We start from the raw sequence: 14,067 nt of genomic DNA, 5'->3' as shown, positions 1-14,067 counted from the left end.
TCTACCCACGCACGAAATCTTGCGGCAATCTCGCCCACACACCTAAGATAATTTCGTTACTCCTCGTGACTGACGAAACATCTCCTGTTCGCGGCTATCGAGAGTAGGTGTCCCATGACGGTTGCTGCTGCGTCGACGATCCACCCGGGCGAGGTGCACGAAAGACTCGGCCGTCATGTGCTGACCGACGGTTTCAAGCTGGTGCTCGACCCGCTCGCCAGTCGGGGCTCATGGATCGTGGATGCACGCACCAGTGAGAAGTTCCTCGACCTCTACTCGTTCTTCGCCTCCGCTCCGCTGGGCCTCAACGCGCCGGGCATCGTGGACGATCCGGAGTTCATGACCCTGCTGGCGCAGGTGGCGGCCAACAAGCCCGCCAACCCGGACATGTACACCGCGCACTACGCCGAGTTCGTCGAGACGTTCGCCCGGGTGCTGGGCGATCCGGAGCTGCCGAGGCTGTTCTTCGTCGAGGGCGGGGCGCTCGCCGTCGAAAACGCGCTGAAGACGGCGTTCGACTGGAAGAGCCGTCGCAACGAGGCCGCGGGCCGCTCCCCGGATCTGGGCACCCAGGTGCTCCACCTCCGCCGCGCCTTCCACGGCCGCAGCGGTTACACCCTTTCGCTGACCAACACCGAGCCCAACAAGACGGCCCGCTTCCCGCAGTTCGACTGGCCCCGCATCGACGTGCCCGCGATGCGCTTCCCCCTCGAACGCCACCTTGCCGAGGTGGAGGAGGCCGAGCGGCGGGCCCTCGCCCAGGCGCGGCGGGCGTTCGAGGACAACCCGCACGACGTCGCCTGCTTCATCGCCGAGCCGATCCAGGGCGAGGGCGGCGACAACCACATGCGCCCCGAGTTCCTCCGGGCGATGCAGGCGCTGTGCCATGAGTACGACGCGCTCTTCGTCCTCGACGAGGTGCAGACCGGCGTGGGCATCACCGGCACCACCTGGGCCTACCAGCAACTCGGCCTCCAGCCGGACATCGTCGCCTTCGCCAAGAAGGTCCAGCTCGGCGGCATCATGGCCGGCCGCCGGGTCGACGAGGTGCCCGACAACGTCCTGCGGGTCTCCGGACGGATCAACTCCACCTGGGGCGGTGGGCTGGTCGACATGGTCCGCGCCCGGCGCATCATGGAGATCATCGAACGGGACGATCTGGTGGCCCATGCCGCCGCCGTGGGATCGTGGTTCCTCGCCGAACTGCGTGATCTGGAAGTCCGGCACGCGGCGGTGGTGTCCAACGCGCGCGGACGCGGGCTGATGAGCGCCATCGACCTGCCGGACAGCGGCGCCCGCGACGAGGCGGTACGCCGGTTGCGCACCGAGGAGCAGGTGATCGTATTGCCGTGCGGTGAGCGTTCGATGCGCTTCCGTCCCGCCCTGTCCATCACCCAGGACGAGCTCGCCCTCGCCCTGCGGGCTCTCGACCGGGTCCTTGCCGGCCTGCACTGACCCTTCCTGCGGACACCGCCCCACCCCAGCGGACAAGGAGCAATGTCATGGCCCGTTCCGTCGCCTCGATCGTTGCCGGCCATCCGGTCGCCGGCGCTCCCGGCGGGACTCTCCAGCGCCCCAATCCCGGCCGCACCGCCGAGGTGGTCACCGAGATCTCGCTCGGGGACGCCTCGACGTTCGTCGAGGCCGCCAAGGCCGCGAAGGCGGCGCAGCGGTCCTGGGCGGACGTCCCGGCGCCGGTGCGCGGATCCGCGATCGGAAAGATCGGCCGGCTCGTCGAGGCCAACAAGGACCGGCTCGCCCGCATCGTGACCGAAGAGATCGGCAAGCCGCTCGCGGAGGCACTCGGCGAAGTGCAGGAGATCATCGACACCTGCGACTTCTTCCTGGGCGAGGGCCGTCGGCTGTACGGGCAGACGGTGCCCTCGGAGATGCCCGACAAGCAGCTGTTCACCTTCCGCAATCCCGTCGGCGCGGTCGCGGTGATCACCGCGGGCAACTTCCCGGTGGCCGTGCCGGCCTGGTACCTCGTACCGGCGCTGGTGACCGGCAACACCGTGGTGTGGAAGCCCGCCGAGTACGCCGCCGCGAGCGCCAAGGCCCTCTTCGATCTGTTCGTGCACGGCGGCGGCCTGCCCGACGGCGTGCTCAACCTCGTACTGGCCGACGGGGAGCGGACGTACGCCGGTCTGGAGGCCTCCCTCGACGCCGGGCTGGTAGACAAGGTCGGCTTCACCGGATCGACCCTGGTCGGCCAGAAGATCGGTGCCCTGTGCGGAAGCCACCTGCAGACGCCCTGCCTGGAGCTGGGCGGCAAGAACCCCCAGGTGGTCACCCCTAGCGCGAACCTCGACCTGGCGGTGGAAGGGGCGTTGTTCTCCGGATTCGGTACCGCAGGGCAGCGCTGCACCTCCCTCGGGACGCTCCTCGTGCACGAGTCCGTGCACGAGGACTTCCTCGCCCGCTTCGACGCCGCGAGCCGCGCGGCCCGGATCGGCGACGCCTTCGAGGACGTCCTGTACGGCCCGATGCTCGACGAGCGGTTCGCACAGCGCTACGAGTCCTTCCTCGGCTGGATCAAGGACCACCACCGCACCTACGGCTCCGACGGCATCGGACGGATCACGGCCGACAACCCGCGCAAGGGCTTTGTCGGCGACCCCGAAGCGGGCATGTTCTACCACCCGGTGATCGTCGACGGGGTGCGCCGCGACGACGACCTGTTCCTCACCGAGACCTTCGGCCCCATCGTCGGGGTGACCACCTACCGGGACTTCGACGAAGCCCTGGACCTGGCCAACCTCCACGGCTACGGGCTGTCCGCCGCGATCTACACCACCGACCCGCACGAGGTGTGGACGTTCCGGCGCGGTATCTCCGCGGGCATGGTCAGCGTCAACAACACCACCTCCGGAGCGGAGGCGCACCTGCCGTTCGGCGGCAACGGCAAGTCGGGCAACGGCTCTCGCCAGTCGGGGCAGTGGGTGCTCGACCAGTTCACCCGCTGGCAGTCGATGAACTGGGACCACTCCGGCCGGCTGCAGAAGGCGCAGATGGACGTGGCCGCGCTCGAACCCGACATGGCGTTCCGCCTGTGAGCGGCGTCGAGGACCTGGACCGGCACTTCCGCGAGGCGGTGGCCGGTCTGCGGTCTGCCGTCCGGGCCGCGGGCCCGCTGGACTCCCGTACCGCGCTCGACCTGTTCGACGCCCAGCTGGAGAGCCGGCACGCCGACTTCGCGGCGCGCTGGATGCAGCAGCAGGGCCGTGGCTACTACACCATCGGATCGAGCGGGCACGAGGGCAACGCGGCGCTCGCGCTCGCGTTGCGGCCCACCGACCCGGCGTTGCTGCACTACCGCTCGGGCGCTTTCTACTGCGCCCGTGCCCGACAGGCCGGCGGCGTCGACGCGGTCAGGGACATGCTGCTGGGTGTGGCCGCCGGGGCCGAGGAACCGATCGCCGGCGGCCGGCACAAGGTGTACGGGCGCCGCGAACTGGCCGTGATTCCGCAGACGTCGACCATCGCCTCCCACCTGCCCCGGGCGGTCGGGGTGGCGTGGAGCATCGCCCGCGCGAAGCGGCTCGGGACCGAGTGCGCCTGGCCCGCCGACGCCGTCGTCTGCTGTTCCTTCGGCGACGCCTCGGTCAACCACTCCACGGCGGCGGGCGCCGTCAACAGCGCCTGCCACGCGGCCTACCAGGGCCTGCCGATGCCGATCCTGTTCGTCTGCGAGGACAACGGCCTGGGCATCAGCGTGCCGACCCCGCCCGACTGGGTGCGACGCGCCTACGGCGACCGGCCCGCCCTCGCCTACTTCGCCGCGGACGGCTGCGATCCGCAGGCCGCCTACGACACCGCGCGCGAGGCGGTGGCCCACGTACGCAAGCACCGCCGTCCCGCGTTCCTGCACCTGTCGATGGTCCGCTTCCTCGGCCATGCGGGCTCGGACGCCGAAGCCGCCTACCGGATGCCCTCCGACGTCGCCGCGGACCTGCGCCGCGACCCGCTGCTGGCCACGGCGCGGCTGCTCACAGCCTCCGGCGTCCTCACCCCGCAGGAGGTTCTCGACCGGTACGACGAGGTGGGCGGCCGGGTGTTCGCCGTAGCCAAGGAAGCCTTGGAGAGCGAGCCCCTGACCAGCGCCGTCCAGATCTCCGCCCCCATCGCACCCCGCCGCGCCGACCTGGTGGCGGCTGCGGCACGCCGTACGAGCGAAGCATCCGCGCCGCCCGTGGGCGAGCCCGTCACCGTCGCGCAGGCCATCACCCACACGCTCGCCGACCTGCTCGGCAGCCACCCGGAGATGGTGGTGTTCGGCGAGGACGTCGGTCGCAAGGGCGGGGTCTACGGACTGACCAGGGGCCTGCAGCGGCGTTTCGGCACCGCCCGGGTCTTCGACACCCTCCTCGACGAGCAGGCCGTCCTCGGGCTCGCACTGGGGGCGGGCCTTTCCGGGTTGCTGCCGGTGGCGGAGATCCAATACCTGGCGTATCTGCACAATGCCGAGGACCAACTGCGCGGCGAGGCCGCCACGTTGCAGTTCTTCTCGCAGGGCCAGTACCGCAACCCCCTGGTGGTGCGGATCGCCGGGTACGGCTATCAGCGCGGCTTCGGCGGCCACTTCCACAACGACAACGCGGTGGGCGCCCTGCGGGACATTCCCGGCCTGGTCATCGCCTCCCCGTCCCGCCCCGACGACGCCGCCTCGATGCTCCGCACCTGCGTGGCCGCGGCGAAGGTGGACGGCACCATCAGCGCCTTCCTCGAACCGATCGCGCTCTACCACGCCCGGGATCTCCACGAAGACGGGGACAACGCCTGGCTCACCCCTTACCCCGCACCCGCCGAACACGTACCGATCGGCCGGGCGCGCACCTACGGCACGGGCATGGACCTGACCCTCGTGACCTTCGGCAACGGACTGCGCATTTCGCTGCGGGCCGCGCGCCGGCTGGAGCAACAGGGCATCGCCTGCCGGGTCGTCGACCTGCGCTGGCTGGCCCCCCTGCCGGTCGACGACCTGCTGCGGGAGGCCCGGGCGACGGGCCGTGTCCTCGTGGTCGACGAGACCCGCCGTACCGGAGGCGTGTCGGAGGGAGTCGTCACCGCCCTGGTCGACGGCGGATTCAGCGGCGCGGTCCGACGGGTCACCAGCGTGGACAGCTTCGTCCCGCTGGGACAGGCGGCGCAGCTGGTGCTCGTGTCGGAGGACGATGTGGAGCGGGCCGCGGGCGAGTTGCTCTCAGAGGGCCGCTGAGGCCAGGCGGAGGAGAGGGCCGTCGACCGTACGGGAGTTGTCCGGGACCCGGTGGGCGGGGTCGGCAGCGCACCTCTTTGCGTGCGCCGATGCGTTTCTTGGGCAGGACCCGGTCCGTACGTCCGCTCCCGTACACGTTCGGCCCTTCCCATGTCGTTGCACGGTTCGCCGCCGCCCCCCGCGCCGTACAACCAAGGAGCACCGTTGTTCCGACGTCCAGTCCGTCCCGCCCGTACCGTCGCCGCGGCAGCAGCCGCGCTCGCCGCCGCGGGCGCCCTCACCGCCACGGCCACCGCACCCGCCGCGGCACACGCGCCTGCGCGGGCGCACGCTCGCGTCCGGCACGTCCTGCTGCTGTCCGTCGACGGCCTGCACCAGTCCGACCTGGCCTGGTACATCGACCGCCACCCCGACTCGGCGCTCGCCCGACTCGTCGGCGGCGGTGTGGAGTACACCCACGCGAGAACCACCGTCCCCTCCGACTCGTTCCCCGGCATGGTCGGCCAGCTCACCGGCGGCGACCCGGGTACGACGGGCGTCTACTACGACGACACCTACGACGCCGCGCTCCTCCCGCCCGGCACGACGGCCTGCGCGGGCGCCAGGCCGGGTGCCGAGGTCGACCTCACCGAGGACCTCGACAAGAACAAGGACTCCCTCGACGCCGGTCAGGGCCTTGCGGGACTGCCCGGCAGCATCCTGAAGATGACGGGAGACGCCGCGAGCCTCATCGACCCGTCGAAGCTTCCGGTCGACCCGAAGACGTGCAAGCCGCTCTACCCGCACGGCTATCTGAAGGTGAACACGGTCTTCGACGTGGCCCGCAAGGTCGGGCTGCGGACCGCGTGGTCCGACAAGCACGTCGCGTACGACATCCTCAACGGCCCGAGCGGCAACGGCATCCAGGACCTGTTCGCCCCCGAGATCAACAGCCAGGCCATCGGCTACCCCGCCGGCAAGGACTGGACGAAGGACAACGCGGCGACCGAGCAGTACGACGGCTACAAGGTGCGGGCCGTGCTGAACGAGATCGACGGCTACGACCACGGCCGCACCCACCGTGTCGGCACCCCGGCGGTCTTCGGCATGAACTTCCAGTCGGTGTCGACCGCCCAGAAGCTGCCCTCCTCAAACGGGCTGACGGGCGGCTACCAGGCCAAGGGAGTCCCCGGGCCGCTGCTGGCCAAGAACCTCGCCTTCGTCGACCAGCAGGTGGGCGCGTTCCTCGCCGAACTCCACAAGCAGCACCTGGACCGCAGCACGACGGTCATCCTCTCGGCCAAGCACGGCCAGTCGCCGACCGACCCGAAGGCGCTGACCCGCATCGACGACGGCCCCCTCCTGGACGGGCTCAACGCCGCGTGGAAGGCCGCCCACCCGGGCGCCGGCGACCTGGTGGCGCACGCGGTGGACGACGACGCGATGCTCCTCTGGCTCACCGACCGCTCCAAGGCCGCCACCGACTTCGCCAAGGCGTACCTGCTCGCTCAGTCCGGCACCGGCAACGGCATCGACGGAACGGCCAAGCCCTTCACGGCAAGCGGCCTCAAGACCCTGTACGCGGGCGCCGATGCGGCCCGCTACTTCCACGTCCGCCCGGGCGACTCCCGCGTTCCCGACCTGTTCGGCATCACCCGGTACGGCGTCGTCTACACCGGCGGCAAGGGCAAGATCGCCGAGCACGGAGGCGCCCACGCCGACGACCTCGACGTCCCGCTCGTCGTCTCCGGCGCCGCCACCCCGCAAGGGGTGCGCGTCGGCGACTCGGTGCGGACCACACAGATCGCCCCGACGATCCTGCGGCTCCTGGGCCTCGATTCCCAGTCCCTGGACGCCGTACGCATCGAACACACGCGGGCGCTCCCCCTGCACTGACAGGTTTCCGGAAGGCGCGAGTTGGGCGCCTGGGCCCTACGAGGGGATGATCTGCCACTGCTGCTGGGCGATGGCGGTGTAGGCCCACTGGTTGATGGCGGCTCCGTCGGAGGTGGAGCCGCTGTCGACGTTGAGGGACAGGCCGCTCAGCCGGTTGGTGAGGAGGTAGTAGCCGTCGCCGGTGGGGGTGATGGCCCAGTGCTGCTGGGGCGCGTTGGCGTCGCCCCAGATATCGGCGCCTCCGCCGTTCACGCGGGAGAGCCCGCCGATTTCCATCAGCGTGCCGCTGTTGACGTTGCGGATCTTGTAGTAGCCGGAGTCGGCCCGGGCTATCGTCCACTTCTGGTTGGCGTGGTTCTGCCAGGGCCACTGCAGGATGGCGGTGTTGTCGGCGGTCTTGGCGCCCGAGACGTCGGCGACCTTGCCGCTGTGGCGGGCAACGAGGCGGTACACCGTGCCGTCGCCCGGGAAGAGGGTGGACACCAGGGCGGGTGTCGCGGTACGGCCGCCGATGCGCAGGTTGCCGATGTTGGCGTAGCCGCCGGTGCCGGCGGTGACCCGGATGCGGACGAAGGCGGCGTTGACGGCGGGCCATTCAACGACTTTGGTGGTGCGGTCGCCGGCCCAGGAGGCGGTCGCGACCTGGGTGAAGGTGGTGCCGTCGGTGCTGGTGGAGATGGTGCAGGCGGTGATGTCACCGTCGGTGGTGTTGGTGCGGTTCCACTGCTTGGGCAGGTACTCCAGGGTGGAGATGTTGCTCCACACGCCGCCGAGGTCGATGGTGATGGTCTGGGGCAGTGTGAGGTTCCAGGTGGACCAGCAGGTCTCGAAGCCCTTGTCGCTGAGACCGTCGATGGCGTTCATGGGGCCTTCGCCGGTGTGGTAGTCGGTGGCGTAGGCCGCGACGGGGGTGACCGGGTGCTCGGCGCGGTGCATCTGGGCGGGCAGGGGCGGCCGGGAGGTGTCGGGGCCGCTCCAGGCGGCGCCGACCTCGGAGAGCCGGTTGACGATGTTGGTGTCCAGCACACCGTTGCGGTTGGGCGGGCAGTTGAGGATGAACGAGGTGTACTTGGGCTCCAGGTCCGCCAGATGGGAGAGGATGGAGTCCCTGCTCATCGGGTCGGTCGTGGGCGTCGTCGGATGCCAGAACCACCCGTTGCTGATCGTCTGGCCCTGCAGCGAGGCGTAGGTGTTGCCTGCCGGTGAAGTGATGCCGAGGGGCTCCTCGAAGTAGATCGCGTCGCCGAGGAAGGGCACCGACAGCCCGCCGTGGTCGATCATCACGATGTCGGGCTGCAGGGACTTCACATGCTCCCTGATGCGCTGGTAGGGGACGGCCTGCTGGCCCATCTGCCAGGCGTAGCCGTCGGTGACGAACATGTCGATGGTGCCGTAGTTGGTGAGCAGTTCGGTGATCTGGTTGAGGATGTAGGTGATGTCGCCGGGCTGGACGGCCTGGTCGGAGGCCACCTTGTGACGGGTGTCGTAAGCCTGCACGTTGTAACTGCGGTCCCAGATGGAGAAGTACAGGCCGACCTTCAGGCCCTGGGCCCGGAAGGCGGTCACGTACTGCGCGACGACGTCGTGCTTGTAGGAGCTGTTGGCGACGTTGTAGGTGTTGTAGGCGCTGGGCCACAGGCAGAAGCCGTCGTGGTGTTTGGTGGTCAGGACGCCGTAGCTCATCTTCGCCGCCGCCGCGGCCGCCGCCCACTGGGCACAGTCGACCGCCGTGGGCGCGAACAGAGCCGGGTCCTGGTTGGGGGCGGCCCACTCCTGGTTGGTGAACGTGCCCATGTTGAAGTGGTTGAACATGCCGAACCGCATGTTCACCAGGTTGCTGAGATTGGTCTGCAGGTCCGCGGCGGCCGCCTGAGGGAGCAGGCCTGAGAAGCCCGGAACCACAGGCAGCGCGCTCGCAGCCACAGCGGCGGCCGCGGAGCCGAGCAGGGTACGACGGGACAGTCTTCTTTCTGACGGCATAGATGTACTCCCGGTCTCGGGCGGCTCTGGGCTCCATGCGCTGGGTTACGCATGAACTTCAGTGATGTAACTGCGCCGTGTCAACAGTTGCGTGGATGAAAGTGCCCGGACAGAGCGTCAGCAGAACCGTTTTGCTCCTCTTGCTGATGGTTCGTTCCATCGATACATGCCATGTTTCATGGAGAAGCCAGAGCGGAGCTCAGCCGGAGAGCTTAGAAGCATGATGAGTAGTACTCATTCTGAAAACGATGGTTTCACCGGAGCGGCCTGGGCGGGACACGGTCGACGGTCGATCGCCCGTCACCGGTGGCCCCCTTACCTGGGGTTACCCTCCACTTCGGGACGGGCGCGCACCGCACGGACGGAGGCGTCGACATGTCCCGCTTGTTGCGCCAGTGAAAAATAGGCGTGCCTATCGTCTTGACCGCCCCGCCTTCTTGCATTGATAAATGCAACTCATAAGAAACCGGGGGGTTCGAGGAGGGACACGTTACAGATGAGACCCCTACGCATCGGCGCGGGGACGGTCAAGGCGCTCGCGGCGGCGGCCGTTGTCTTCGCGGCCGTACTGCCCGCCACACCCGCCTACGCGGCCACGACGAACTTCTACGTCGACCCCGTCAACGGCAGTGACAGCAACTCGGGAACCAGCACCGCCGCAGCCTTCAGGACCATCCAGGCCGCCAAGGCCGCGGTCCGGGCCGTCAACGCGAACATGTCCGACGACATCGTCGTGAACCTGCGCGGAGGCACCTACCCCCTCACCGCCCCCCTCACCTTCGGCACCAGCGACTCCGGCACGAACGGCCACACCGTCGTCTACCAGGCCTACAACGGCGAGACGCCCGTCATCACCGGCGGCAGGTCGATCACCGGCTGGACCGCGGCCACCAACGGCGAGTACAAGGCGCCCGTCGGCGGCCTCAACTTCCGGCAGCTGTACGTCAACGGGGTCCGCGCCACCCGGGCCCGCTTCCCCGACACCGGCTCGGACTTCCAGCTGCAGGGCAGCGACAAGACCAACAAGCTGCTGAAGGTGCTCAGTTCACAGGTCTCCAACTGGAACCACTTCGACCAGGTCGAGATGATGCTGGAAACGCAGTGGGGCGAGAGCTATCTGCGGCTGAAGTCGATCAGCTCCGCCAACGGCACCGCCAACGTGTCGATCCAGGACCACGAGGCGGGCATCCTCTTCCCGCGCCCCTTCCCTGTCCTGTCCAACGGCTCTCCGCTGCACTTCGAGAACGCCCACGAATTCCTCAACGAGCCGGGCGAGTTCTACGTCGACACCACCGCGCAGACCGTCTACTACAAGCCCCGCCCCGGCGAGGACATGTCCACGGCAAGTGTGCAGGCGCCGACGGTGCAGACGCTCTTCGACATCAAGGGCACGAGCCTCGACAGCCCCGCCCACGACCTGCGCTTCTCCGGGCTCACCTTCACCGGGACCACCTGGATGGAGGCCACGAACAACGGCTACCTCAACGGCCAGGGCGGCAACTACAACCTCTCGGCCGACACCTCAAACAATCAGTACGTCACCCGCCCGCCCGCCGGGGTCCAGGCCGCGTACGCCGACAGCCTGTCCTTCACCGGCAACACCTTCACGCAGATGGGGGCCACCGCCCTCGATCTGTCCCATGGCGTGCACGACAGCACCGTGACCGGAAACCTCATCTACGACATCGCCGGGAACGGGATCATGGTGGGCAAGTTCTCCGACCCGGCCGTGGAGATGCACACCGTCTACAACCCACCCACCTCGCCTGCCGGTGAGGACGCCCGGGAGGTGGTCAAGAACGTCACCGTCAAGGACAACCTGATCACCCGGATCGGTGAGGACTACCTGGGCACCGCGGGCATCAACGCGGGCTTCGTCAACAGCACCACCATCGACCACAACGACATCTCCGACACCCCGTGGGCCGGTGTCTCGCTGGGCTGGGGCTGGCAGTCGGCGGCAAACGCCGAGGGCAACAACAGCATCAGCTACAACCGGATCGGCAACGTGATGAACCGGCTGTGCGACTCCGCCGGTATCTACCACCTCTCCAACGACCCCGGCACGGTCATCAACGGCAACTACGTCCACGACGTCATACGAACGCCCGCCGCCTGCGGCTCGGCCGTGTCCGGCCTGTACATGGACGAGGGATCGAACAACATGACCCTGTCGAACAACGTGCTGTCCCACACCGACGGCTTCATCAACCAGAACCGCAACGGCTCCAACGTCACCCTGACCAACAACACGACGTCCGGCGACTCCGTCATCAAGGCCTCCGGTCTTGAGCCCGCCTACCAGGGACTGGCGGCGAGGCTCAACCTCGCCTACAACAAGCCGGCGTCCGCCTCCTCGGTGAACGGCTCTGCCTGGGGGCCTGCCAAAGCAAACGACAACAACAGCGCCACCGGCTGGTCGCCGACCGGGAGCGACACCTCCGCCTGGTGGCAGGTCGACCTGGGGCAGGCCTACCAGCTCGGACAGTTCTCCCTGACCACCCGTCAGGACCTGGACCAGCCCGAGACCCGCGGCAACTTCGAGATCCGGGCCTCCAACGACCCGTCCTTCGCCACCTACACCGTCGTCGGACGCCAGACGTCCACCCTGCCGCTCGCCTCGACGCTCACCGGCGACATCGACGTCCGCCAGGCGTTCCGCTATGTGCGGGTCGCCAAGACCGACGGCGCCTACTTCTTCATCACGGACTTCGGTGTGCAGCAGGCCGGCGGGGCGCTGGAGGACGCGACCGGTACGCCGACCATCAACCCGTCGACGAACTACACGATCAAGAACGTCAACAGCGGGAAGTTGATGGACGTTTATCAGAACTCCACCGCCGACGGCGCGAGCGTCATCCAGTGGCCGAGCAACGGTGGCGCCAACCAGCAGTGGAACATCGTTCCGGTCAGCGGGCAGCTCTACAAGATCGTGAACCGGAACAGCGGCAAGACCCTCGACATCAACAACTCCAGTCACCGGACGGGGACCGCGCTGCAGCAGTACACCTACAACGGCGGCAACAACCAGCTGTGGTACTTCGAGCCGACCAGCGGTGGGTACGTCATCCGGAACTTCGAGAGCAGGCAGGTCCTGGAGGTCGGCGGCGGATCGACGGCCGACGGAGCCGCCATCAGTCAGTGGATGCCGCTGAACCAGTCCAACCAGGCTTGGACGATCCAGTGACAGCGTGACCCGACGCCTCGGCACATCCACTCGCCGGGACGCGTCCACCCGCCAACACCCCTCTGCCCGCCCCCAGCCCCACGACGAACCCGGTTGGGGGCGCGGCTCGCTGTCCCAGTACCGATGAACAAGGGAGTACATGGTGCCTGAACTGCCCATATTCCGAAAACTGCGCCGGGGGGTGGTCGTCTGCCTGGCTGCAGTGGCACTCGCCCTCACCGGCCTTGTCGCCTTCACCGGCACCTCGCAGGCCGCTGCCCAAGGACCCTGCGACATCTACGCGGCGGGCGGCACACCGTGCGTCGCGGCGCACAGCACGACCCGCGCGCTGCTCGCCTCCTACAACGGCCCGCTCTACCAGGTGCAGCGGGCATCGGACAGTGCGTCGCGCGACATCGGCGTACTGACGGCCGGAGGCGTCGCCAACGCCGCGGCACAGGACTCGTTCTGCGCGGGCACCACCTGCACCATCACCCGCGTCTACGACCAGACCGGCGGCGGCAACACCCTGGTCTACCAAGGCCCCGGCGGAACCGGCGGCGCCGACACCGCGGCCACCGCGACCACCGAAGCGATCGGCGTGGGCGGCCAGAAGGCTTACGCGCTCTACATCAACCCCGGCAACAGCTACTTTGCCTACAACTCCTCCGGGGGTGTGCCGACCGGCAGTTCACCCGAGGGCGAGTACATGGTCACCAGCGGCACCCACGTCAACAACGGCTGCTGCTTCGACTACGGCAACACGGAGATCGACCACAAGGCCGACGGCAACGGCGCCATGGACGCGATCAACTTCGGCACGGAATGCTGGTTCGGAGGCTGCAGCGGAACCGGACCGTGGGTCCAGGCGGACCTGGAGAACGGCCTGTTCTCCGGCGGCAGCAAGACATGGAACCCCAACCAGGTCTCCCAGACCAGCCGCTTCGTCACCGCGATGCTCAAGAACAACGGCACCACCCAGATGGCGCTCAAGGGCGCGAACGCCCAGTCCGGGAGCCTGACCCAGCTCTACAGCGGCGCACTGCCCAGCGGATGGAACCCGATGCACAAGCAGGGTGCCGTCATCCTCGGCAGCGGCGGCGACTGCTGCCAGACCAACCGCAACGCAAGCGCGGGCACCTTCTACGAGGGCGCCATGGTCAAGGGCTACCCCTCCGAGGCCACCGACGCCGCCGTCCAGGCCAACATCGCCGCGGCCGGCTACAGCACCAGCACCTCCAACCCCTTCACCCCGGGCGCGAAGGTGTCGCTGCAGGCCACCACCTCCTGCTGCACCGGGGACTACCTGCTGCACGACACCAGCGACGACAAGGTCGTGATCGCGCCGGTGGCCTCCAGCAGCTCGTCCACCGACAAGGGCAACGCCACCTGGATCATCCGCGCCGGCCTGGCCGACAGCAACTGCGTCTCCTTCGAGTCGGCCAACGCTTCCGGCCAGTACCTCAGGCACTACGCCTTCCAGCTTCACCTGCAGCCCAACGACGGCTCCAGCCAGTTCGCCGCCGATGCCACGTTCTGCTCCAAGCCGGGCAACAGCGGCACCGGTTACTCCCTGCAGTCCTTCAACTATCCGGCCAAGTACATCCGTCACTACCGATTCACCGGTTACGTGGCAAGCAACGGCGGTACCAACGCCTGGGACACCACGTCGTCGTGGGCCCAGGACACCAGCTGGCTCGCCGCCGCGCCCTGGAGCTGACGAACAACGGAAGTGTCGACGCACCCCCGTCTGTTCACAGAGTCGGACATCGTCCGAAAACTCGAACACCGGGGGTTCGTCGACACCTCACCGCACATCCCGCCTCAT

At 68.4% G+C, this 14,067-nt stretch carries 7 protein-coding genes; 6 read left to right on the top strand and 1 reads right to left on the bottom strand.

All coding sequences use genetic code 11. The annotated features are described in order from the left end of the window. Positions 1-114: 114 nt before the first annotated feature. The 4 genes from lat (at position 115) to ABD355_RS16910 (ending at position 7,093) form a co-directional block, all read left to right on the top strand. The gene (gene lat, locus ABD355_RS16925) at positions 115-1,455 is read left to right on the top strand and encodes an L-lysine 6-transaminase (RefSeq protein WP_344401146.1); all 1,341 of its coding nucleotides are present in this window, start codon (positions 115-117) and stop codon (positions 1,453-1,455) included. 47 nt (positions 1,456-1,502) lie between these two features. Then, the gene (locus ABD355_RS16920) at positions 1,503-3,056 is read left to right on the top strand and encodes an aldehyde dehydrogenase family protein (protein WP_344401145.1); all 1,554 of its coding nucleotides are present in this window, start codon (positions 1,503-1,505) and stop codon (positions 3,054-3,056) included. Beyond that, complete coding sequence (locus ABD355_RS16915) at positions 3,053-5,218, top strand: thiamine pyrophosphate-dependent enzyme (protein WP_344401143.1); 2,166 nt, start codon at positions 3,053-3,055, stop codon at positions 5,216-5,218. Before ABD355_RS16920 ends, ABD355_RS16915 begins: the two co-directional genes overlap by 4 nt. A 204-nt stretch (positions 5,219-5,422) precedes the next feature. After that, on the top strand, positions 5,423-7,093 hold the full coding sequence (locus ABD355_RS16910; RefSeq protein WP_344401142.1) for an alkaline phosphatase family protein: 1,671 nt from the start codon (positions 5,423-5,425) through the stop codon (positions 7,091-7,093). Positions 7,094-7,129: 36 nt separating this feature from the next. On the opposite strand, the gene ABD355_RS16905 is transcribed toward ABD355_RS16910, so the two are convergent. After that, positions 7,130-9,073 (bottom strand): RICIN domain-containing protein, encoded by a 1,944-nt coding sequence (locus tag ABD355_RS16905; RefSeq protein WP_344401141.1) that lies wholly within the window; start codon positions 9,071-9,073, stop codon positions 7,130-7,132. A 496-nt stretch (positions 9,074-9,569) separates the two neighbouring features. Between ABD355_RS16905 and ABD355_RS16900 the strand changes: the two genes are divergently transcribed. Together ABD355_RS16900 and ABD355_RS16895 are read left to right on the top strand one after the other, a co-directional pair. Then, positions 9,570-12,260: an RICIN domain-containing protein gene (locus tag ABD355_RS16900; protein ID WP_344401140.1), complete on the top strand. Its 2,691-nt coding sequence runs from the start codon at positions 9,570-9,572 to the stop codon at positions 12,258-12,260. Between the two features lie 139 nt (positions 12,261-12,399). Continuing rightward, the gene (locus tag ABD355_RS16895; RefSeq protein ID WP_344401139.1) at positions 12,400-13,959 is read left to right on the top strand and encodes an alpha-L-arabinofuranosidase B; all 1,560 of its coding nucleotides are present in this window, start codon (positions 12,400-12,402) and stop codon (positions 13,957-13,959) included. Positions 13,960-14,067: the final 108 nt, after the last annotated feature.

This window comes from Streptomyces longisporus, from assembly GCF_039532765.1.
Classification (GTDB): domain Bacteria; phylum Actinomycetota; class Actinomycetes; order Streptomycetales; family Streptomycetaceae; genus Streptomyces; species Streptomyces longisporus.
This window is presented reverse-complemented; position numbering and strand designations above follow the sequence as displayed.